The sequence below is a fragment of the Mesorhizobium sp. M0047 genome, assembly GCF_040323315.1.
GTDB lineage: Bacteria > Pseudomonadota > Alphaproteobacteria > Rhizobiales > Rhizobiaceae > Mesorhizobium.
Genome location: NZ_JAMYUW010000060.1, coordinates 1 through 20,658 on the forward strand (window position 1 = coordinate 1; position 20,658 = coordinate 20,658).

The following is a 20,658-nucleotide window of genomic DNA, read 5'->3' on the forward strand; positions in this document are numbered from 1 at the left end:
ATTCCTCACATTCGCCCTCGCCCGCGCCCGGCGACCCCGCCGCGGCGCCCCGCCCCCCCCCCGCCCCCCCCCTCGGGGGGTGTTCAAGCGCCAGCATAAATTCCACTCACCCCGCCGTCCGCGCCAGCTGCATATCCACGAACTGCACGCCCTTGGCCGCCACCCCAGCCCATTCCGATTCCACGTCGAGTTCGAGATACCGCACCCATAGCCTACGCGCCTCCAGCAAATTGCCGGCGTCGAATTCCAGCCTCGCCAGGTTGAACACTGGATCGGCATAGGTCTTGTCCAGTGCGATTGCCTTCTGCAAATGCCTTCGCGCCGAAGCCTCGCGGCCTTGCTCGCTCATCAGTCCGGCGAGGTTGAACCACGCCTCGACGAAAGCCGGATCAAGCTTTATCGCCCGGGCATAATCGTGTGCGGCGTCCGCCGCGTGGCCGCCGGCGCGGAGGCAGTTGGCGCGGTTGAAGGCCGCAATCGCGTCGCTCGGATCGATGGTCAGACAGCGCTGGTAGAGTGCGGCAGCGCCATCATGGTCGCCGCCCTCCTCCGCAGCCTCGGCCTCGGCGAACAGCTCTTCCAGCGTGTCGTCGCGCTCTGCCCCGGCCGTCCCGAGATCGAACAGCAACTGCCCGTCGAGTTCGCTCTGGCCGCCTTCGAGATAGATCGCGTCGGCGCGCCCGTGCTGCGAGCCGACATTGAGCGACTTGGCGGTGAGCGAAGCGACCGGGCCGGAACGATGGACGGAGCGCGCGATCGCGCCCCATGTCGCACCACCGGCGATGAGCCCGGCATATTTGCGCGCCAGGATCAGGTCGCGGAAGGAGTACGGTTCGGCGTCATGCTCGAACGCATCGAACAGGCTGAGCAGGTCGAGGTCGGCGCCCGATAGCCGCGATTGCTCGATCAGCGATTGCCGCGACAGCGAGGATGCTTCCGGCACCTTCATCAGCCCGAGTAGCCGCAGGAAACCGTTCTCGCTGAGGAGTACCCGCCCAGCCGCACCCTGGGCGACGATGCAGCGCTCGATCTCGGAGTCGCCGTTCTTCGTCAATCCAGCCTTGGGGAGCAACGTGCGGCCGAACACGACATGGGTCGTGCGCCGGGTTATACCACGCCGCAACTGGCCGTGCTGGCGATCCACTTCGCGCGCGGCCAGCCTAAGCGGAAACGCCGCCAGCGCGCCGACAGTGCCGAAGACGGCCTTCGGGACGGCCGGTGCCGTCATTTCTTGCTCTTGCCGACCGCCTTCAGCAGATTGGCCTTCAGCGGATTTTCAGCAGCGCCGCCCGCTGCCGCCTTCCTGGCGGCGGGCTTGGCAACCTCGTCGGCCTTGCTCTTCGACTTGGCCGGCGGCTTCGATTGCGACAGGCTCGCCTTCAGCGCATCCATCAGATTGATGACATTGCCGCGCTCGGGTGCCGCCGCGATGATCGGCTTGTGGCCCTTCAGCTTCTCGCGGATCATCGCCATCAGCGCGATCTCATAGCGGTCCTCGTAGTTCTTCGGATCGAAGGTGGTTTCCTTCTGCTTGATCAGGGCTTCGGCGAGCTGCAGCATTTCCGGATCGGGCTTGCCGGCCGGGATGTTGCCAAAATATTCAGCCGTGCCACGCACTTCGTTCGGGTTCCTCAACGTGCACACGAACATGCCGTTCTCGCGCGCGCCGATCGTCACCACGCGTTCCCTGCTGGACAGCACAAGGCGGGCGATCGCCAGCTTGCCGGATTTGCGCATGGCTTCGCGCAGCACGGCGAAGGTCTCTTCCGCCATCGCGCCATCGGGCGCCAGATAGTACGGCGCGTCCTGATAGATGACGTCGACGTCACCCTCGTCGACGAAAGCCTCGATGTTCATCGTGTGGTTGGATTCGATGCGCACCGCGTCGAGGTCGGCATCATCGATGATGATGTACTGCTTGTCCTCGTATTCGTAACCCTTGACCAGGTCAGAACGCTCGACGAGCCCGAGTTCCGGGTCGACCGGCTTCATATTGATGCGGTTATGGGTCGTCTTGTGCAACTGGTTGAACGAGATGCGTTCGCTGGCACTGGTGGCGGGGTATAGCCGCACCGGACAGCTGACCAGACTGAGTTTGAGGTAACCTTTCCAACTTGCCCTGGGCGCCATGAAACACTCCTACGCGGTCATGCACTGACATTTTAGCTTGAGCATGATCTTATCCGAAAACCGGTTCCCACTTTTCGGGATCATACTCACTGCAGCGCTTTTCGTCCGAAGGACGAACGAGGCTGCGGAAATCCTACACCGACCCCGCACGATAAAGGGAAATTCCTGACGAAATGTTCCGGTACGTCTTTGTGGTCGTGGGGCAAGAATAATTCAAATTGTCGAAAGCGTCGATGGACTCTGGGCTCGGCTTCGCCGGACCTGGGTTCCTCGCCCCCATGAAATGGGGGAGAGGTGGCTCGGCGAAGCCGAGACGGAGAGGGGGAATGGCGCAACCCTATCCCAAGCTGGATCAGAGAAGCCATCTTCAACCGCTGGCGCCGCCCCCTCTCCGTCCGCTTCGCGGACACCTCTCCCCCATTTCATGGGGGCGAGGAACTTAGTTCTTCAAGGTAGGCAAATCCCGCGCGAACTCGTCAATCTCCGCCCATGGATCCCCCGATGTCGCCAGCAGCCCCGGCAGCGAGGAATAATTCAGGTCCTGCGGCGCATCGATGGATTCGAGGTCGCTCCAGCTCACCGGTGTCGAGGCCGGCAGATTGGTGCGGGCGCGCAGCGAATAGGGCGCCGCCGAGGTGTGGCCGCGCGCGTTGCGGTGATAGTCGATGAAGATGCGCTTCTTTCGGTTGTCCTTGCCCATGGTGGTGGTGAAGGTGTCGGGTGCGGTGGCGGCCAGATGCGTGGCTATGGCGCTGGTCGCCTGGTGCAGCTTCTTCCAGTTCTGCTTGCCCGTCACCGGCACGGTGATGTGGATGCCGCTGCCGCCGGAGGTCTTGGCGAAGGGCACCAGCCCCAGCCCCTCCAGCTCGCCTTTGATGTGCACTGCGGCCTCGATCACCTCGCGCCACGAAATCCCCTCGCCGGGATCGAGGTCGAAAACGATCTGGTCGGGTTTGTCGAGGCTGGTGCGGTGGGTGCCCCAGGTGTGGAATTCGACGACGCCGAACTGCGCCAGCGCCAGATAACCTTTTGCCCCTTCGACCGAGAGGTAGGATTTGGTCTCGCCCTCGGAGTTGGTCGCCTCGAACGTCACCACGGAGGGCGGCATGCCGGTAAAGGCGTGACGCTGGAAGAAACAGTCCTTCGGCAGGCCGGTCGGGCAGCGCACCAGCGACACCGGCCGGCCGAGAATGTGGGGCAGCATGAAGTCACCGACCAGCGCGTAATAGACGGCGATGTCGAGCTTGGTCGGGCCGGTCTTGCCGAACAGCCGCCGTGTCGGGTTGGTCACCCAGATGGTGGCGAGATCAGCTTCCGAGATCAGGCGCTTGCGTGTTGACGATACCGGCGTCGACAGGCCGACATCGCGCAATCCCCGAAACACCGCGTGGCGCAACGCATTGTCCGATGTGCGGTTGGCGTAGTGGATGCGGGCCGAGAGCAGCGGCTTCACCCAGTTCATCTCGCGCATGATTTCGCGCGGCGCCCCCTCCGGCGCCGTCGCTCCTGCTGTGAGCGGCTCCAGCCTGGCGAGCAATTCAGCCGCGGTCCCAGCATCAAATCCGGTGCCGACCTTGCCGCGATAGTGCAATTCACCGTCCTCGAATTCGGCCAGGCCGAGGGCTGCAAGACCTTCGGCCGCATCCGATGTGGTATAGCCGGCAATGACGAAGTCATCGCTTTGCAGTGCCTTGGTCTTGGTCCAGCTCTTGGTGCGGCCGCTCTGATAGGTTGCGGTGGCGCGCTTGGATACGATACCCTCCAGCCCGAGTTCCGACGCCTGGTCGTAGAGCCCCTGCCCGGAGCCCTCGACATGGTCGGAAAACTGGATGGCGGAATTGGCGCCGAGGCCGGACAGCAATTGCGCCAACAGCGCCTTGCGCCGGATCAACGGCGCCTTGGTAAGGTCCCAGCCGTCGAGATGGAGAAGGTCGAAGGCGTAGAAGTGCAGCTTGCTGCCGGCGCCCTCGGCCAGCGCGTCCTGCAAAAGCGCGAACCGGCTAATGCCCTTGGCGTCGAGCACGACGATCTCGCCGTCGATGATGGCGTCGCGGCATGGCAGCTTGGCGAAAGCGCTGGCCAAGTCGCCATAGCGTTTCGTCCAGTCGATGCCACCACGGGTGATCAGCCTGACCACACCCTCAGCGACATGCGCCATGGTGCGGTAGCCGTCGAATTTGATCTCGTGCAGCCAGGCCTCTTTGGTGCCCTCGCCATCTGGTGGTTTTGGCACCTGCGTCGCCAGTTGCGGTTCGATGCGGCTAAGTGCCGGGGCCTTGAACGCGCCCGGCAGCATGCCAGGTTTCAGCGAACCCAGCTTGGGTGCGGGTTTGGCTGCCGGTTTCGCTGGCGCCACGAGCTCCTCGATGCGTTTCCCGGATTTGACGCTTTCGGGCCGCGCTGTGAGAATGTCGAGCGCGGTGTCGGAAGCGAGATCACGCTCCTTGAACAGCAGCCAGTTTTTCTTGCTCGGGTCCTCGCCGGGCTTCGGCTTCAGCCGGGTCAGCATCCAGCCGCCATTGAGCTTCTCGCCGGCCAGCCGGAACTTGAAGGCACCGGTCTTGAAACTCTTTTCGACGTCGTCCATCGGCGCCCAGGTGCCGGTGTCCCAGACGATCATCGGCCCGCCGCCATACTCACCCTCGGGGATGACACCCTCGAAGTCGATATATTCGAGCGGATGATCCTCGGTCTCGACCGCCAGGCGCTTGTCGGCCGGATTGAGCGAAGGCCCGCGCGGCACCGCCCAGCTCTTCAGCACATCGCCGACCTGCAGGCGCAGATCGTAGTGATCTGCGGTGGCGTGATGCTTGTGGACGACGAAGCGGTTGCCTTCGCTGGCAATGAGCCCACCGGCCGGTTCCGGCGTCTTCGAGAATTCGCGCTTGGCGCGGTAGGTTTTGAGCTTGGGGGACGGCAAAGCTGCCAATCTCCCCCCTTGCGGGGGAGATGTCCGGCAGGACAGAGGGGGGTGCTGTCCCACCAGCATTTCGGATTTCCCGGAGCGGTACGAACGGATGGAAGTCACGCTCTCAATCGTCGGTGGCCGGCACGAGTTCCAGTTCCGCCGGTGACAGCCCCTGCTGCAGCTGGCTCAACCGGAATTCATCGACCCAATAAGCCTCGCCGTCGACCAGAACGCGGGCCTGGTAGGTGCCGGCGGAGAAGCTCTGCGCGGTGATGTAGACCTTGTGGCGATCGAGCGCCTTGCGAACTGCTGCGCGCTTGGAGTTCTGGCCGATGACGGGACTGAACATGACGCTGCCCTCGGTCGCCCTGACACATAACGCGGCCGCTTCCGCAGCCTGGCGACTGGCCTCAAGGATGACGGAGACGCGCAGTCCTGTCAATTTCAGGCGTTGGCGCTAGGCACGAACGGCAACGCGGCGAACTTTTCGCCATGGGTTACGGGCGGCCCTTGCCGGAGCTGTCTTCAGCTGCCGACAGGGACCGCCCACCCGCCTTGCGTCCTTCCCAAGACAGGAGATCAGATAAGCGCATCGACCCCGACCCGCTTTGACTTGGATCAACTGCGAAATGCGGCCATGGGCTTTCCCCTTGGCAAGCGGCACCTGCCCAGCCGGCGCGCCACGATATGGCGAACGATCATGGCGCCGGCGCAAAGCTATTGGTCCTGCGAAAAACTCCGCCGCTGTCGAAATCCGCTCCCAGCGAACGACATTGGTGCGGCGCCGACGAACATCGCGGCGTTGATCACGCCAGACAACAGGGAGCCCCAGCATGGCCAAGATGCTTGTCATCTACAAAACCCCCGCCGATCCGGCGGCCTTCGACCGTCACTATTTCGATATCCACCTGCCGCTCGCAAAGCAGCTTCCCGGCCTGCGGCGCTACGACGTCAGCAAGCAGCCGATCGTGAATCTATCGCCGGGCGAGGTGCCCTACATCGTGGCGACCCTCTATTTCGACAGTCTGGAGGCCATTCGCATCGCCTTTGCCAGCGAGATCGGCAAGGCCTGCGCAGTTGACCGGCGCATATACGCACCTCATGACGACGATGCGATGATGCTGCTTTTCGATTCAGAGGCGATGTGAAGTGTAAGACGGTCGGTCCGGAGTGCGTCAAACAAAGAGTTTGCAGGGGTAGCCGCCCTCAGGGCTTCAATCGGCGCAGGCCGCGCACCAGGCTTTGAACGGTCGTGAACAGCCGCGGATTGGATCGCACCGTGCGCTCGGCCCGTCCGCGAAGCGAAGCGACGGCCGCCACGCTCTTGCCGAGCAGCGTCGGCGTTTCGTCGATCTCGGCCAGAACGGAGCCCTCGGCGCCGAACTGATCCTTGTAGGACTGCCCACCCACCGAAAGGTCGAAATAGTCGAAGCCCTTCTGGCGCGCCCATACCATCAACCGACCCATGATCAAAATGCCGGCCGAGACGTTGCCCACCAGGTCCTGGTCTATCCCGATCACGAGCGTGTGCAAGGTGCCTTGTCGGACCAGCGTGTACTGCGCGGCGACCCAATCCTCACCGGTACGCAATCCGAAGACCCGCACCGATCCGTCTGACAGGCCCTGAAGGGCGGCATCTCGATAGAAATCGACAACCGCCGGCTGGGCCAGCAGGTCGAAACGCCCCAATCGGCGAAAGCGCTTGAGCCGCATCTCGACAAGCGTCGCGAAGATAGTCGACACCAGGGCCGGCGTGTCGGCCTCGACCAGATCCGTCTGGCCGTGCCGCTCAAGCCGGCGCCAATCCTTGTTGAAGGTTTTGACAAAGGACGGCCTGCCATTGCGCTTGATCAGGGTTTCCGGGTCGCCGTCCAGGACGAGGCCGGATGTGATCTGGTTGGAATCGCGAGAGGCCGCCAGCATCGCCAATGGATTGGCCACGCCGTACAGCTGGCGCGGAATTCCCCTGATATGGATCCGATCCGCGGGCGGCAGGACGGACCGCACCGCCGCCCATGCCGCTTCGGCACCCTGGCTGGTCCACGGGCTCGCGTCCGCCAAAAGCGGCGCTGAATAGTCGCAGACATCGCAGCTCAGCCATTCTATCACCCGATGTCCGAACCTCGAACTCCGCATCAGCGGCATGAGCATTTTAAGGTCGCCAGTTCCGGCGTCAGCCACCTCAACGACCAGCAGTTCGGCGCCTGCGGGCATCAGCCGCTTGGCGACCTCCTCGACCCACGCGTAATGCTGATGGGCGGTGCAAACACCATCTGCCTGGCATTGAAGCCAGAGTGGTTTGACCGCTTCGAGGCTGGTGTGCAGCCGCGCTGAGTAGGCATCGTTGGCGACGGTTACGGGACTGGAAGCCTGCCCTTCGGACAAGCCGGTCGCCGCAGCACTTTGCGCTGCCTGGCCTGCCATATCTTCTCCTATCGTTTTGCCGTTGCGAACGGGACTGCCCGCCGCCACGAACCCAATCGGCTGTAACGCGCCTCATCTGGATGCTCGAGATTCCATATGCGGTGATGCGCAAAATACCATGATGCCGCGAGCACGAAGGTCTCGGAGACGGCTGAACCCACCAACGCCCATGGCGGAGACGCAATCGCCAGCAGGATCGCGATCAGTACTAGCCCGACGACCGCACCGCCCATCGTGGTGAACGCAACGATCCGGAAATCGCCGAGTATCTCAAGCACGATGCGGGGCATGATGTAGAGCATGATCGGGACAAAATTCGCGATCACGAAAAACCCGATGAAGCCGACCGAGGCATCCTGGAGGGCCTGGGATTTTATCGTCGGCAGGACGAACATGATCGCGCACCCATAAACCAGGCCGCCGAGCCCCATGACGATCGCCCAGATCTTTGCCTGCGCCCAAACACGGCCTGTTTCGTGGTTCCGCATCAGCCTCGCCAGTTCTGGCTGCGTCATGTTTACGAAAGCAAGACTGATGATGCGCAGCGGCGCAAACAGCACCAGGACCGCCGCCAGCGGTGCATAGGCGGCAGGCCCGGCAATGCCCGCGACCAGCAGCGCCAGACATTGACCCTGGATGTTGGTTGTGGTCGCACTGAATGCCGACCAGCGCAGTTGGTGCCAGAGCCTGATATAACGTCGCCGCGTCGGCATACGGAAGCTGACGCGAAGTGTGCGCCGAGCCAGCCGAACCAGGACGAAAATGCCGAACACATTTGCCACGGCAAGTGCATAGAACACCATCTGCAGCGGCTCTTGGGCCAGCCAGATCGTCAGCGCTGTCAGGAAGGTGCCGACCATCGTAAAAGCCGCATCGCTGATGGAAACGACCACCTGCTGGCGACGCGCGAAGAATGCCGTGCGCATATGGCTGCGCAGCGACCACGCGCCGACGAAGCAACCTGCGGCAATTCCGCTTGGATCGCCAAGCAGGTGCATCAAGATTGCCGTGCCGACGGCCATCAGCAACGCCACGATCAGCGCCGCCGTTCCGAAGGCCACGTCATGGGCGTCGACGCCTGCGCTGTTGGTGCTTTTACTCATCCAGATGCTGGCGGGAACGGCGGTGAGCGACCTGATGTAGGACAAGCCGACGCCGCCCATCACCATGGCAATGGCGAAGAGGCCGTAGCCCTGCGCCGACAGCAAGTGCAAGAGCGCGATGTTGAGGGCAAAATGAAAGCCGCTCTGCATCGCCTCGCCGCCGATCATCAGCACGAGCCGTCGAACCAGATGGCTCGGGAACGCAAACGTCACGGCCTTGTCTCCGCTTCGCGGGCTGCCCGCGCTCGGTCCGGCCTCGCCATGGTCGTTCTCAGCTTGTCGGCGGCGATCGCGGCGATCGCGGCCGCGGCGACCGGCTCACTGAAGATCGTCTCGTAGCGTTTGCGGCCGGCGGCGGCAAACCTACGCCAGGCCTGGGGCCGCAGGATGATCTCCTGCAATTTCACGGCAAGAGCTCCTGCATCGCCGGGCGGAACATGCCAGCCGGTCTCGCCGTCGCTGACCACTTCGACCAGCCCGCCGATCGCCGATACCAGCGGCGGGCGGCCATAGGCCATCGCCTCGATGGCGACGCGCCCCAGCGATTCCGGACGCCGCGACGGCACGGTGACGATATCGGCCCAGCGGTAGTGCTCCGAAGGGTCAGGCACAAAAGGCAAGACGCTGACGCGCCCGGTGAGATCCATGGTCTCGACCAATTCGGCCAACGCGCGCTCGCGCTCGGTGCTTTCGAAGGCTCCACCGACCAGCCGCACTTCGATCCTCGCCTGCAGCGCCGGCGGCATCGAGGCAATCGCCTCCAGCAGCACCTCCTGCCCCTTGATCCTGTTGATGCGGCCGAGCAGCAGCACGCGCAACGGGCGCTTGCCATCATAGGTGGTCGGTTCGACCGCCGCCGGCCCGGCAACACCGTTGTAGATGACATGCGTTCGCGCGGCCTTGGGTTCGCCAAACGCGGCGCGCGTTGCGCGCGAATTGAAGATCAGATCCGCATGACTCCAGTGCATCAGGCCGACGAGTATCCTGCGCATTGCGCCTTCGGGGATTTCATGGATATGCAGGACGGCCTTGCGAGGGAGAAGGCGCGCGGCCAATGCATAGTCGGCTACGATCGAGGTGTTGACGTAAACCAGGTCGCAATCCCTGAGACGCCGCCACGCCCTGAACACGGCAACCGGCAATCGCGCCATCTCTACCGTCGCAAGGCGCGCAATGGCCTGGCGCCTCAGCACCCAGAGCGGTTCGAAGACGATCCGGGTGGCATGGGCTTCCAAAATCTGCACGATCGGCCCACCGCGCGGCAGAACCACCTCGATGTCGGCCGACGGAAACGCTGCGCGCAACGCAGCAACGCTCTCCGCGAAGCTGCGGTCCGAACCATAGAGTTCATAGCCCTGATGAACGCAGGCAATCCGCATCTTTGTTTCCCGCCAGGTGCTACAACCATCGCGCTGGCGATAATGTGCAGAGGCATTGCCGCAAGAATCATGCCGGGCTGAGTAGGCCGACTACCGGCTGCACGACCCTTGCACTGCTTCGTTTCGATACAGTTACGCACAGAAGGGTTGACCGAGAATGAAACGACCACCGGGTTCAACACGTTTTTTTTACAACCCCGCGCGATGATCGTTCCCCAAGAATGCTGAAACAGGGACAGTTGCCGTCTGTTTCCTAAAAATTCAGCAATTACCAGTGTATAGAAGACGACCTGAAAGTGCCGCCGGCCATGAAACCAGAGACGCCTGCTATTCTGATCCTGGGGACCCGCGGCATACCCGCGGCCCATGGCGGCTTTGAAACCTTTGCCGAGAGACTGGCACTGTTTCTTGTCGCGCGAGGCTGGAAGGTCGCCGTCTATTGCCAGGACGAGGTCGAGCGGATCGACCAGCGGGTGCGCAGCGAAACCTGGCGCGGCATCGAGCTCATCCACATCCAGGTTGCCTCCAAAGGGCCGCGTGCGACCTTGGAATTCGACTGGCAATGCGTCCGCGATGCCGCCGGGCGGCAGGGCGTCTGCCTCGTGCTCGGCTACAACGGCGCAATGTTCCTGACCTGGCTCAGGCTGAAGCGACGCAAGATCTTCACCAACATGGACGGCATCGAGTGGCGGCGCCCCAAATGGGGCATGGCGGCGCGCGCCTGGTTCTGGCTCAACGAGTGGATCGGCGCTTGGGCCTCGCATCGGCTGGTGGCCGATCATCCCGCCATCGCCGATCACCTGGCGACGCGCCGGCCACGCAGTGCCATCGCCACCATCGCCTATGGCGCCGATCCGGTAACATCGGCACCGGAAGCGCCGGTCCGTGCGCTCGGCCTGGAGCCCGGGCGCTATCTGGTCTCGATCGCGCGCATCGAGCCAGACAACAACATACTGCCGATCGTCGAAGCTTTTTGCTCCGCCAAGCGCGACATGAAGCTGGTGGTGCTGGGAACGCTGTCCGACGACATCCCCTATCATGTCGCCATCCGCAAGGCGGCGAACGGCTCGGTGGTTCTGCCGGGCGCCATTTACGACCAAGCGACCGTCAAGGCGCTGAGGTACCACGCACGCGCCTATCTGCACGGCCACACGGTAGGCGGCACCAATCCGTCGCTGGTCGAGGCGCTGGCTGCAGGCAACATGGTGATCGCGCACGACAATCCCTATAACAGGTGGACCGCGGGTGCGGCGGCGATCTACTTCACCGACAAGGACAGTTGCGCCGAACGGATGCAGCAGGCGCTGGACGATGACGATCTGGTCCGCAACTGCGGCAATGCAGCGAGGGCGCGCGCCCGCGAAGCCTTCCGCTGGGACGATGTCCTGACTGCTTATGAAAATGAAGCCTATCGGCTTCTCGGTGTCACGGCCGCGGACGCCATCGCGACCAATCGCGCATCAGCCGGCACCGCATGACAGGCTGGTCGCGCCGGCGGGTGCTGCGGACGGCGCTGTCCACGGCGGCCGCCCTTGGCTCGCTCCCGATCCTACCTACCGCTCGCGCCGCCGACGCGCCGCAGTTCCGGCGCGGCGTCAACGCCTGGCCGTGGTTCTCCCTGACGCGCGAATTTCCCGCACCGCGGACCGACTATGACTGGCCGCCCTTCCAGTCGCAGCGGCCGGTTCCGACCCCAGACGACCTTGGTCGGCTGCGCAGGACTGGCCTCGATTTCATCCGTTTGCCCGTCGATCCCGGTCCCTTTCTGGCCGCCGATACCACCACGCGCGGCCAGTTGCTGGACCTGCTCGACGCGGCCGTCACCGCCACGCTCGATGCCGGCCTCGCGATCATCGTCAACGTCCAGGCCAATGGCGCCACGCATTACTGGAACCCCGACCGCATGATCTCCAGCACCGCGGCACCCGCCTTCGATCTCTATCGCGGGCTGGTGAGCGAACTTGCCGCCAGGCTGGAGCGGCTCCAACCTAGCGGCAGGATAGCACTGGAGCCGGTCAACGAGCCGGCGCAGGCCTGCGCGTCTAACGTCTGGTCGAAGATCCAGCTCGCTCTTCTGACCGCGGCAAGGTCTTCGGCAGCGACCCTACCGCTGGTCGTCACCGGCGGTTGCGGCTCGATGGTGAGCGGACTGACCGCGCTCGATCCGGCGCCGCTGTCACGGTTCGAGCCGATCCTGTTCACCTTCCACTTCTACGAGCCCTATCTGTTCAGCCATCAAGGCGCGCCGTGGATGCGCGAGCCCGTCTACCGGTCGCTCAACAATGTGCCATGGCCGGCATCCGCCGGCTCGTTGGAACAGACGCTGGCGTCGGTCAGGGCGCGCATGGCGCAGGACACCGAAACCCCTGAAGACGCCAAGCAGGCTGCTTATGCCGAAACCGAGCGCGTACTGAAAGTCTATTTCGCCGCACGTCCCGACCGCTGGCTCGTCGACAAATATCTTGGCGAGGTTCGCGCCTGGGCCGACGGCCACGGTCTAGCGCCGGAACGCATCATCATGGGCGAGTTCGGCGCGCTGCGCACCGACGCCCGCTATGTCGCCGCACCCAATCCGGACCGGGCACGCTACATCGCCGACGTCAGGCAGAGCGCCGAGATGTTTGCCTTCCCCTGGGCGTTCTGGGATCTCTTCGACGGCATGGGGATGATGGACGACACCACGCGGGCGTTGGACCCTGATATCATCGCGGCACTTGGCCTGGCCATGCCGGCGGACTGACTGGTCTCGACACCGCCCGCGCCGGCCGGTAGAGCACCAGAGCCAGCACCACGAACTTGGTCAGCAGCGTCGTCTTCGAGGCGACGCTTTCCGAGGTGTTGATCAGGATGATCCAGCCCAGCATCGGCAGCCAGATGCCGGGATGGCAGCGCCGCGCCACCTCGAACAAGAACAGCACGAAGCCGAACGTCAGCAAAAGCGTGAAGAAGGCGCCCTGGTAGACGATCGTGCGGATGATCGGGTTCTCGATGCCCTGTTCGAGACCGTTGATGCGGCGCAGGCTGTCGACCAGTTCGACATCCGGCCCAACGATCAGATCGCGCCATTCCAGATACTTGAAGAGCTCGAACATCTCGACGCGGGCATTGGCGCTGCCGCTGTCCGACACGAAGCGCTCCAGCAGCGCGTCGAAAAAGCCATAATATGCCGCCACGACGATGACGACCGGCAACAGCGCGGCAAGCATGAAGCCCAGTGCTGCACCCAGCAGGTTGACGCGGCCCCGGCGCAATTTGGTGATGCCCTGAAAAAGCAGATAGAAGCCGCCGAGCACGATCGTCGTCACCATAGCCGTGCGGCCGCCGAAGGCGACGAGTGCCGCGCATTGCAGGCCGATCAACCCTATCCGCACAGGCATAGACAGGGATCTGGCACCGGAGAGCAGCGCAAGCACGTAGATCGCTGTCACCATGGCATTGGCAAGCGGATGCCCCTGCAGCGCGCTCGAGCGCAGATCGGTGGTGAAAGCCACGCCGTCGAGGCGATAGGGGAAAAGCAGCGTCTTGGTCGCGAACTCGAAAAGGGCAAGCAACGCATTCGCCGTCATGACCACGTGAACGACGGTCTGCAGCCCGGCGAATGTTCGTTCGTCGTCCTCGCTGAGCATCAGCACCAGAAGTGCCGCGGCCACGAACGTATCGATCATGCCGGCCATGCCAGGACGCTGCCTGGCGATGACGACGAACAGCAGCAGGATCGAGATGGCGGCCATCAGCGCGCTGGCCGGCCGCCTGTCGGCGATATGGACGATATAGCCGACCGGATTGCCTGATGTGCAGGAGCGCCAGGCAAGCAAGAGCACGATGAGATAGGTGGACGGGTGGATCTTGGTCGCCGGGTTGCCGAACAGGCCGTCGTAATTGTAGCCCACCAGCCACAGCATGCCGCCCGAGACGCCGAACAGCACCGCCACCGCTGCGATCAGCCCGAAGCGCGTCAGCGCATCGACCGATGTGCCGGCGCGTCGCGCTGCAGCACCATGGTTCGAAGCGCTTCCGCTCCAACTGGTGGCCCAAGGGGTGGCCCAAGGGGTGGCCATGTCAGGCCGCCTCGTCGACCAGCAAGGCGGCTGTTGGCAACCGCCCCATGACCGAAACGGCCTGCGACGTCGCGGTAACGTCGCGCATCGGCGTGGCGTTCAGAGTGGCGACGAGCACGATCTCGTCGACCGTGGCAACCAGCGGCGAGGCATTGAGATTGTCGGCCAGCGCGCCGCCGTCGATGACGACGAGCTCAAAGCTGCGGCTGGCGTGGGCCAGCATTTGCTGCGCGTAGTAGATGCCATGCGCTTCCTGGAAGGCCGCCTTTGAACGGCCCCTGCCGAGCACCGCAACGTTGCTGCCGGCCGCATAGTGACTGACGGCCTCGAACGCATACTCGCCGCGCAGCACGTCGAGGACCCCCGGCTGCGGATCCTTCTGGCCGCCGCTGCCATTGGCATCGATGAACAGCACGCGGCTGCCCCTGGATGCCGCGACATTGGCCAGCAATCGCGCCACCCGGCTGCGCTGCGCGCCTTCGCCCGGCGACGATGTCACCAGGATGGACGGTACCAGCGGCCAGTCCGGCGGCCGCTGGCCCGAACTGAACATGCGTCTCAGCGCGAGGCCGACGACGGCATCGGTCTTCTGGCTGGAGACGACCGCACTCCCGCCGAACGGCCACCTGCGACGGCCTGACTTTGCCGGCACCACGCCCAGCACCGGCGCCTCGATGGCCGACTGCATCTGGGCGCTGGAAAGCACCGTCGGAGAGGCATATTCGGCGATCAGCGCCAGACCGGTGCCGAGCCCCAGGCCGCCGAAGATCGCGCCGAACAACAGCAGCGAGAAAGGCGGCCAACTCTTCTTCAGGGCCGGGATGGCGTTGGAGATGATACGCGCATTTGTGCTGTCGACGTTGATCTGCTCGCGTGTCTCCTGCGCGCGCTGGAGATAGTTCGCATAGACGGACCGCACCGCCTCGAGATCGCGCTGCAGCTCGCGTAGCCGCACGGAGGCCTGATCGGTGTCCAGCGACTTGCTCTTCATACCGGCGACCTTGGCTTCCAGCGCCTGCTGGTTGGCCAGCGCCCGTTCGTAGTCGGTCTCTGTGGCGGTGGCGATGCGGCCGAGCTCGCGCGCAATAAGCTGGCGCGTGTCGCGCAGCTGCTGCTGGGCTGCGATCAGCGAGGGATGACGCGGCCCCAGTTCGGTGCCGAGCTGCGACACCTGGTCGACCAGCGTCGCCTCTTGCGCCCGCAGGCTCGAGATCACCGCCGAGCGCATCGCTTCCGAGGTTGCGTCCGCCGTACCGCTCTTGCGGCGCATCTGGTCGACCTGCGCCTTCAGCGCCGCCGTGCGGCTCTGCGCCGCCGAAAGCTGCGTGTTGATCTCGGTCAGCTCCTGGTCGCTGACCAGATTGCCTGCCGCCATCACCATATTGTTGGCCGACTTGTAGGCCTCGACGGCGTTTTCGGCTTGCTGGACGCGTTTGCGCTGCTCGTCCAGCCGCGCGGTGATGGACACGGAAGCGTCCTTGGCCATTTGCGCTCGCGCGCTGGCCTTGTCGACCAGATAGGCCTGGGCGATGGCATTGGCCAGAAGGGCGGCCTTGTCGGCGCTCTTGGCGGTGACGATGACGTCGAGGACCAGCACCTTGTCTGCCCGCTTCACCGCCAGGCGTCGGCGTAGCGCGTCGAGCGTCTGCGCCGACCTGTCGCCTTCGGCCGATCCCGAACCGAGCAGGCCCGACAGCAAGCCCTGCCCGTTGAATTCGGGATCCTGCGTCAGGTTTGTCGCCGCGATCGCCCGCATCAGTACGCCTGTCGACTGGACCACGCTGACCTGGCTCTCGACCTGCGTGATGCCGCCGTCGGGCGAGATGCGGCTCGGATTAACGTCATTGGTGACGACCTGCAGGTCCTGCGGATCGATGAGGATTTCCGCCGCCGAGCTATAAAGCGCTGGCGTGAGAAGGCCGTAGAGCAGAGTTATCAGCGTCAGCAGCGCGACGGTGCCGAAAATCCAGAACCGGCGGCGCACCAGGATGCGCTTCAGATCGCCCAGTTCGACAGTCGAAGCCGCATAAGATCCCGCGGACCGTCCCGCATCCGGAGAGCTTTGCTGAGGAACCATGGGCAGGGATGATTGCATGGCTGCCTCCGACAATACTCTATCAGTCCGCAAGCTCAGATTGCGGCGCTAAGCTAGCTATTCCTCCAACCGTTAAAAGATTGTTAATTATGTTGAGAAGTCATGTGAATTTTGGCACGCGGTTTGCTTAAAAATATACATACCTGGGTGTTGGCTACGCAGCGAGCGGAGATGTACTGGATGGGGCTACAGTTTAACCGGATTGGCAACCTTGTCGGGCCGCCAACATGCAGGTAAGCCTGCGCCTGGACGGCGACTGCGTCCGCGCCTTTCACATCGCACTGCTGGAACGCCTCGCAGCACTTGACGATGTCGAGCTGTCGGTCGACGCCAAACCCGCGGGCGGCGGCATCCCGCGCAGCGCCGCGGCGCTGTTTCAACTCGAAACGGCGATACACGGGCTGTCCCATGATGGGCTGGCGAAGCGTGTGCCGTTTTCGGCACTCGCTCCCTACCGGACGCAGGCGCCCGCTTCGCCCGATCTGGTTGTCGACCTCTGCGGCGATGTCGAGTTGGATGGCGTGCGGGTCTGGCGTATCACCTATGATCGCGCCAGCGGCGAAGCAGCCTTGCTGGCCTTGATCCTCGCCGGCCGCACGCCGCTTGCCCGTATCGAGGAGAACGGCGTTGCAATCGCCGCCGGGCGCCTGGGAACCGAATATGGCGGCATCGCGCTCGCTTCCTTCCAGGACATGCTGGCGCGCACCGTCAGCCTGATCGTCGCTGCAATGACAGGCACGGCAAAATCCGTGCCTGATCTGCCCGAGCCGGCGCAACCCAATGCCCCGCCAATGCCCTCGGCCGGCAAGCTTGGCGTAAGAGCCGGCAAGGCGCTGGCGCGGCGCATCGTCCAGAAGATCTACCACCTTTGCTACAACGCGCCGCACTGGAAGGTCGGCTGGCGGCAAACCAACGGCCGCGATCTGTTCGACCTGCGCGCGCATCCGGCATCGGGCTGGCAAGAGTTGCCGGACGATGGCAGCCGCTTCTATGCCGACCCGTTCCCGATCCTCTACCAAGGCAAGCTGACCCTGTTCGTCGAGGACTACATCCACCGGCTGGGCCGGGCCATCATCTCCGCCGTGCCCTTCGGTCCGGCCGGCCCGATCGGACACCCTGAACCGGTGCTCGACCTGCCCTACCATCTCTCCTACCCCTTCGTCTTCGAACGTGACGGCGAGGTCTGGATGGTCCCGGAAAGCTGCGCCAACGGCACGGTCGATCTTTACCGGGCCACCGCCTTTCCCGGCGGATGGGTCAAGGAGGCGACGCTTCTATCGGGTGTCGTCGTCAGCGACGCCACCCTGGTCGAGCATGGCGGTGCCTGGTGGATGTTCGCCACCGTCAGGGACGGCGGGGGCGCCTTCTCCGACGCGCTGCATCTATGGTCGGCGCCGGATTTTCGCGGTCCCTGGACGCCGCATCCGAACAATCCCGTGCTGATCGACATCGCCTCGGCGCGGCCGGCCGGCCGCATGGTCAAGCGCGGCAACGACCTGTTGCGCCCGGTTCAGGACTGCCGCAGGAGCTATGGCGCGGCTCTCGGCATCGCACGCGTTTCTCACCTTGATTTGATCGGCATGGAGCAGGTCGTTGAAACCATCTTAAATCCAGGTGCGCTATGGAGTGGGCGCAAACTTCACACACTCAACGAGGCGGGCGGGTTTGAATTCATCGATGGTTCGGCGATCGCACCGCGCTGGAAACGACGGGTCCGCGATTAACCTAAACATTGGTTACTACCAGACACGCGCTTCGGTTGCTTGAGGTTGATTCGGGTCCGGAAGATATCTTTCTAACGCATTGTAATCTGGAAGTTGCTACCAGAAAGGGCAGCGAAATGAGTACCGCAGAGGCTGGCCAAACCGAAGTCGAAGTGGCGATCGTTGGCGCCGGGCTGGCCGGCACCACTTTGGCAACCGTGCTGGGCAAGGCCGGGCGCAAGGTGGCGTTGATCGATCCGCACCGCGTCCATCACGACGAGTTCCGGGCCGAGAAAACCCGCTTGGTACAGATGCAACTATTCGACAAGATCGGCCTCGGTCCCGTCATCAGGCCCCTTGTCACTCCGACGACCGACATCCATGTCTTCCGGCTCGGACAGTTCTTCAATCGCAAGCAGGACTCGGAATTCGGGTTCTCCTACGGCCCGCTGGTAAACGGCCTGCGCGAGGCCCTGCCGCCTGAAGTGCCGCTCACTGTGGGCAAGGTAGCCGAGGTCTCGACTGGGCCGGACCGGCAGCGCCTCGTGCTCACCAACCGCACCGTCATCGACGCTAGGCTGCTGGTTGTGGCCACCGGCTACAGCGAAGCGCTGCGCCGCGCCATCGGGGTGGAGCGCGTTGAGAATTCGAAGGCGCATTCGCTGTCGATCGGATTCGATCTGGCGATCTCTCCGCAGGAATTCGGTTCTCGTTCCCTCACCTTCTATCCCAGGCGCTTTGGGCATCGCATTGCCTATCTTTCCGTCTTCCGGATCGGCAACCGTATGCGGGCAAACATGTTTGTCTACCGGACCGTTGCCGAGGCGTGGACGCAAGCATTTCGCGCGGATCCGCAACAAATGCTTCTGCAATTGATGCCGGAGATCGCGGCGCAATGCGGCAACTTCGCCGCCGCCAGCCCGGTCGAATTGAGACAGGTCAGCCTGACGACCACCAGTGGCCACCGCCGGAGTGGCGTCGTCTTCATAGGCGACGCGTTCTCCACGACATGCCCAGCGCAAGGTGACGGCATCTTCCGGGTGGCTACCGATGTCGATCGCCTGTCGACCCACATCCCCGCTTGGCTGGAAACGCCCGGCATGGGTGTCGACAAGATCTGTACGTTCTACGACGATCCGATCAAGATAGCCGTCGACGCGACCGCCATGCGCTCCAGCCTCTACGCCAAGGCAATCTCCACGGAGGCCGGATTGGAATGGCGTATCCGCCGGCTGCGCAACAACACTGCCCGTCGACTGATGATAGTTGGCCGCAAGATCAGACATTTTTCGCCGAAGCGGGCACTTGAGGCTATTCCGGAGGAGCCTAGATTGGACGTCCTGCCCCCCGCTCGACAACATCTAGAGCAGCAGTGAGCGCCGGGCTGAAACAGCTCGATTGCGTTCCCGGAGAGCCCCGCGTGACGCGCGTCCCACCATTTCGACGGCACGCAATAACTCGACAGCATCCAGCGGTTAGTCAGCGCCAGGCGGCCTCATTCTTTTGTTCGTAGTCACTGAAGGCCTTTTTCAGGCCGCCGAGGACTTCTGCCGCGGTTTCGAACATCGCCTTGAATTTGGGCTCGTCGACCTTGCCGATGTCCTCGCGAAGGTGATCTATGGTGTCCTGCAGGCGTGCCTGCATCTTCTGGGTATGATGCAGTGGATCGCGATCGGCTTCGCTGGCCATGACTCTCCTCCTTCGTTCTGCTGGCTCGAATCGCCACTTCAACGAACAAGACTGAAGTCCGTTCCCGACATCGCAACCCGATTGCGCGGCCTCGCTCAGATCGGTTTTGGCTGTGACAAGCTTGGCGAGCCAACGGATTCCCGCATCAAGACCTTGCAAGGTTCGAGCCGCGCGATCGGCGGCTCCTCCCCGCCCGCGATCCTGGCAAACAGCGCCTCCATGGCGTGGCCGGCGATCTGGCGCACCGGCTGCACCACGGCGGCGATAGCCGGCCATGTCACCTGCATCCATTCGGCGTCGTCGAAGCCGATCAGCGAAATGTCGTCGGGGCAGTGCCAGCCGCGGCGGCGAAATTCGGACAGCGCCACCAGCGTGCCCTTGAGGAACAGCGAATAGACCGCCGTCGGCCGTTCGCCTTTTGCAAAATAGTCGCGCAATTGCGCCCGCAGCGTTTCGACATCGGCTTCGGCAAGCACGACGTCGATGCGAACATCCGGCGCCAGCGCCCGCGCGGCGGCGCGAAAGCCCTCGAGGCGGGCGCGCCCCGTCGCCGCCTGTTCGCTCAGACCGACGACCAGGATGTGGCGATGGTCCTTGCCGATCAGCTCGCGCGCGACCTCAGCGCTAGCGGACGCACTGTCGGCCGACACGGTGTCGAAGGCGTCGTCGGACAGCACGCGGTCGATCAGCACGCCGGTCATGCCGTTGGCCTTCATGAATGCGGCAGCCGGACCATGTTCGTTGCGCACCGGCGCCAGCACCACGCCTGCCACCCGCCAGTCATGCATGCGGGCCAGGATCTCGGTTTCGCGCGCCTCGGATTCGCGGCTCGATGCCGCCACCAGCGTATAGCCGCGCTGCTCGGCGAAGCTCTCGAGCTGCGTGACCATCTGGCCGAAGAACTCGCTTTCGAACTCTGGCATGATCGCGCCAATGATGCGGCGCTTGGCCCGGCGCAGGTCCGAGGCAAGCGGATCGATGCGGTAGCCCAACAGCGCGACGGCATCAATGACGCGCTGCGCATTCTCTGGCTTCACCGTGGTGACGCCGGCCATGACCTTGGAGACGGTGGCGGCCGACACGCCGGCGCGGCTTGCCACGTCGTGGATCGACGGACGCCGCTGCTGGGCCTGCCTACGCGCCATTGGTTCTTTTCCCGAGGCGGGGCA

Annotated in this window: 16 protein-coding genes; 5 read left to right on the forward strand and 11 right to left on the reverse strand. The window is 63.8% G+C overall.

Translation table 11 applies throughout. The annotated features are described in order from the left end of the window. Nucleotides 1-106: 106 nt before the first annotated feature. The 4 genes from NKJ89_RS33065 to NKJ89_RS33080 form a co-directional block, all read right to left on the reverse strand. Nucleotides 107-1,228, reverse strand: a complete 1,122-nt coding sequence (locus tag NKJ89_RS33065; protein ID WP_352608672.1) for a tetratricopeptide repeat protein — start codon at nt 1,226-1,228, stop codon at nt 107-109. Then, nucleotides 1,225-2,130, reverse strand: coding sequence for a non-homologous end joining protein Ku (ku, locus tag NKJ89_RS33070; RefSeq protein ID WP_352608673.1), 906 nt, complete (start codon nt 2,128-2,130; stop codon nt 1,225-1,227). The genes NKJ89_RS33065 and ku overlap by 4 nt, the downstream gene beginning before the upstream one ends. 439 nt (nt 2,131-2,569) lie before the next feature. Then, nucleotides 2,570-5,050 (reverse strand): DNA ligase D, encoded by a 2,481-nt coding sequence (gene ligD, locus NKJ89_RS33075; protein ID WP_352608674.1) that lies wholly within the window; start codon nt 5,048-5,050, stop codon nt 2,570-2,572. A gap of 112 nt (nt 5,051-5,162) precedes the next feature. Next, the gene (locus tag NKJ89_RS33080; RefSeq protein ID WP_031260456.1) at nt 5,163-5,387 is read right to left on the reverse strand and encodes a hypothetical protein; all 225 of its coding nucleotides are present in this window, start codon (nt 5,385-5,387) and stop codon (nt 5,163-5,165) included. Nucleotides 5,388-5,871: 484 nt separating this feature from the next. On the opposite strand from NKJ89_RS33080, the gene NKJ89_RS33085 reads away from it, so the two are divergent. Next, entirely contained in the window at nt 5,872-6,186 is a 315-nt protein-coding gene (locus NKJ89_RS33085; RefSeq protein ID WP_352608675.1) for an EthD family reductase, read from the forward strand. 58 nt (nt 6,187-6,244) lie between these two features. Here NKJ89_RS33085 and NKJ89_RS33090 read toward each other — a convergent pair whose 3' ends face one another. From NKJ89_RS33090 to NKJ89_RS33100, 3 genes are read right to left on the reverse strand one after another with little or no spacing between them, the layout of a single operon-like run. Then, nucleotides 6,245-7,462 (reverse strand): GNAT family N-acetyltransferase, encoded by a 1,218-nt coding sequence (locus NKJ89_RS33090; RefSeq protein ID WP_352608676.1) that lies wholly within the window; start codon nt 7,460-7,462, stop codon nt 6,245-6,247. Between the two features lie 8 nt (nt 7,463-7,470). Next, complete coding sequence (locus NKJ89_RS33095) at nt 7,471-8,778, reverse strand: lipopolysaccharide biosynthesis protein (protein WP_352608677.1); 1,308 nt, start codon at nt 8,776-8,778, stop codon at nt 7,471-7,473. After that, nucleotides 8,775-9,944: a glycosyltransferase gene (locus NKJ89_RS33100; protein ID WP_352608678.1), complete on the reverse strand. Its 1,170-nt coding sequence runs from the start codon at nt 9,942-9,944 to the stop codon at nt 8,775-8,777. Before NKJ89_RS33100 ends, NKJ89_RS33095 begins: the two co-directional genes overlap by 4 nt. 308 nt (nt 9,945-10,252) lie before the next feature. On the opposite strand from NKJ89_RS33100, the gene NKJ89_RS33105 reads away from it, so the two are divergent. Both NKJ89_RS33105 and NKJ89_RS33110 read left to right on the forward strand, forming a co-directional pair. Further along, nucleotides 10,253-11,422 (forward strand): DUF1972 domain-containing protein, encoded by a 1,170-nt coding sequence (locus NKJ89_RS33105; protein ID WP_352608679.1) that lies wholly within the window; start codon nt 10,253-10,255, stop codon nt 11,420-11,422. Further along, a complete protein-coding gene (locus NKJ89_RS33110; protein ID WP_352608680.1) occupies nt 11,419-12,684 on the forward strand; it encodes a glycoside hydrolase family 5 protein in 1,266 nt (421 codons plus the stop codon). The genes NKJ89_RS33105 and NKJ89_RS33110 overlap by 4 nt, the downstream gene beginning before the upstream one ends. Here NKJ89_RS33110 and NKJ89_RS33115 read toward each other — a convergent pair. Next, nucleotides 12,647-14,002: a VpsF family polysaccharide biosynthesis protein gene (locus tag NKJ89_RS33115; protein WP_352608681.1), complete on the reverse strand. Its 1,356-nt coding sequence runs from the start codon at nt 14,000-14,002 to the stop codon at nt 12,647-12,649. The two genes, NKJ89_RS33110 and NKJ89_RS33115, sit on opposite strands and share 38 nt — an antisense overlap. A 1-nt stretch (nt 14,003) precedes the next feature. Next, nucleotides 14,004-16,097 (reverse strand): GumC family protein, encoded by a 2,094-nt coding sequence (locus tag NKJ89_RS33120; protein ID WP_352608682.1) that lies wholly within the window; start codon nt 16,095-16,097, stop codon nt 14,004-14,006. Nucleotides 16,098-16,324: 227 nt separating this feature from the next. Here NKJ89_RS33120 and NKJ89_RS33125 point away from each other — a divergent pair, with 227 nt between their 5' ends. Together NKJ89_RS33125 and NKJ89_RS33130 are read left to right on the forward strand one after the other, a co-directional pair. Further along, nucleotides 16,325-17,821, forward strand: a complete 1,497-nt coding sequence (locus NKJ89_RS33125; protein ID WP_352608683.1) for a glucosamine inositolphosphorylceramide transferase family protein — start codon at nt 16,325-16,327, stop codon at nt 17,819-17,821. A 116-nt stretch (nt 17,822-17,937) separates the two neighbouring features. Next, the gene (locus NKJ89_RS33130) at nt 17,938-19,176 is read left to right on the forward strand and encodes an FAD-dependent oxidoreductase (RefSeq protein ID WP_352608684.1); all 1,239 of its coding nucleotides are present in this window, start codon (nt 17,938-17,940) and stop codon (nt 19,174-19,176) included. Nucleotides 19,177-19,279: 103 nt separating this feature from the next. Here NKJ89_RS33130 and NKJ89_RS33135 read toward each other — a convergent pair whose 3' ends face one another. After that, on the reverse strand, nt 19,280-19,489 hold the full coding sequence (locus tag NKJ89_RS33135; RefSeq protein ID WP_352608685.1) for a hypothetical protein: 210 nt from the start codon (nt 19,487-19,489) through the stop codon (nt 19,280-19,282). A gap of 95 nt (nt 19,490-19,584) precedes the next feature. After that, nucleotides 19,585-20,634, reverse strand: coding sequence for a LacI family DNA-binding transcriptional regulator (locus NKJ89_RS33140; RefSeq protein WP_352608686.1), 1,050 nt, complete (start codon nt 20,632-20,634; stop codon nt 19,585-19,587). Nucleotides 20,635-20,658 lie beyond the last annotated feature (24 nt).

Excerpts from the sequence above, each read along its gene's own strand:
- NKJ89_RS33065 (WP_352608672.1), bottom strand. The coding sequence starts at position 1,228 with ATGACGGCACCGGCCGTCCCGAAGGCCGTCTTCGGCACTGTCGGCGCG.
- ku (WP_352608673.1), bottom strand. The coding sequence starts at position 2,130 with ATGGCGCCCAGGGCAAGTTGGAAAGGTTACCTCAAACTCAGTCTGGTC.
- NKJ89_RS33080 (WP_031260456.1), bottom strand. The coding sequence starts at position 5,387 with ATGTTCAGTCCCGTCATCGGCCAGAACTCCAAGCGCGCAGCAGTTCGC.
- NKJ89_RS33085 (WP_352608675.1), top strand. The coding sequence starts at position 5,872 with ATGGCCAAGATGCTTGTCATCTACAAAACCCCCGCCGATCCGGCGGCC.
- NKJ89_RS33090 (WP_352608676.1), bottom strand. The coding sequence starts at position 7,462 with ATGGCAGGCCAGGCAGCGCAAAGTGCTGCGGCGACCGGCTTGTCCGAA.
- NKJ89_RS33100 (WP_352608678.1), bottom strand. The coding sequence starts at position 9,944 with ATGCGGATTGCCTGCGTTCATCAGGGCTATGAACTCTATGGTTCGGAC.
- NKJ89_RS33105 (WP_352608679.1), top strand. The coding sequence starts at position 10,253 with ATGAAACCAGAGACGCCTGCTATTCTGATCCTGGGGACCCGCGGCATA.
- NKJ89_RS33110 (WP_352608680.1), top strand. The coding sequence starts at position 11,419 with ATGACAGGCTGGTCGCGCCGGCGGGTGCTGCGGACGGCGCTGTCCACG.
- NKJ89_RS33115 (WP_352608681.1), bottom strand. The coding sequence starts at position 14,002 with ATGGCCACCCCTTGGGCCACCCCTTGGGCCACCAGTTGGAGCGGAAGC.
- NKJ89_RS33120 (WP_352608682.1), bottom strand. The coding sequence starts at position 16,097 with ATGCAATCATCCCTGCCCATGGTTCCTCAGCAAAGCTCTCCGGATGCG.
- NKJ89_RS33125 (WP_352608683.1), top strand. The coding sequence starts at position 16,325 with ATGCAGGTAAGCCTGCGCCTGGACGGCGACTGCGTCCGCGCCTTTCAC.
- NKJ89_RS33130 (WP_352608684.1), top strand. The coding sequence starts at position 17,938 with ATGAGTACCGCAGAGGCTGGCCAAACCGAAGTCGAAGTGGCGATCGTT.
- NKJ89_RS33135 (WP_352608685.1), bottom strand. The coding sequence starts at position 19,489 with ATGGCCAGCGAAGCCGATCGCGATCCACTGCATCATACCCAGAAGATG.
- NKJ89_RS33140 (WP_352608686.1), bottom strand. The coding sequence starts at position 20,634 with ATGGCGCGTAGGCAGGCCCAGCAGCGGCGTCCGTCGATCCACGACGTG.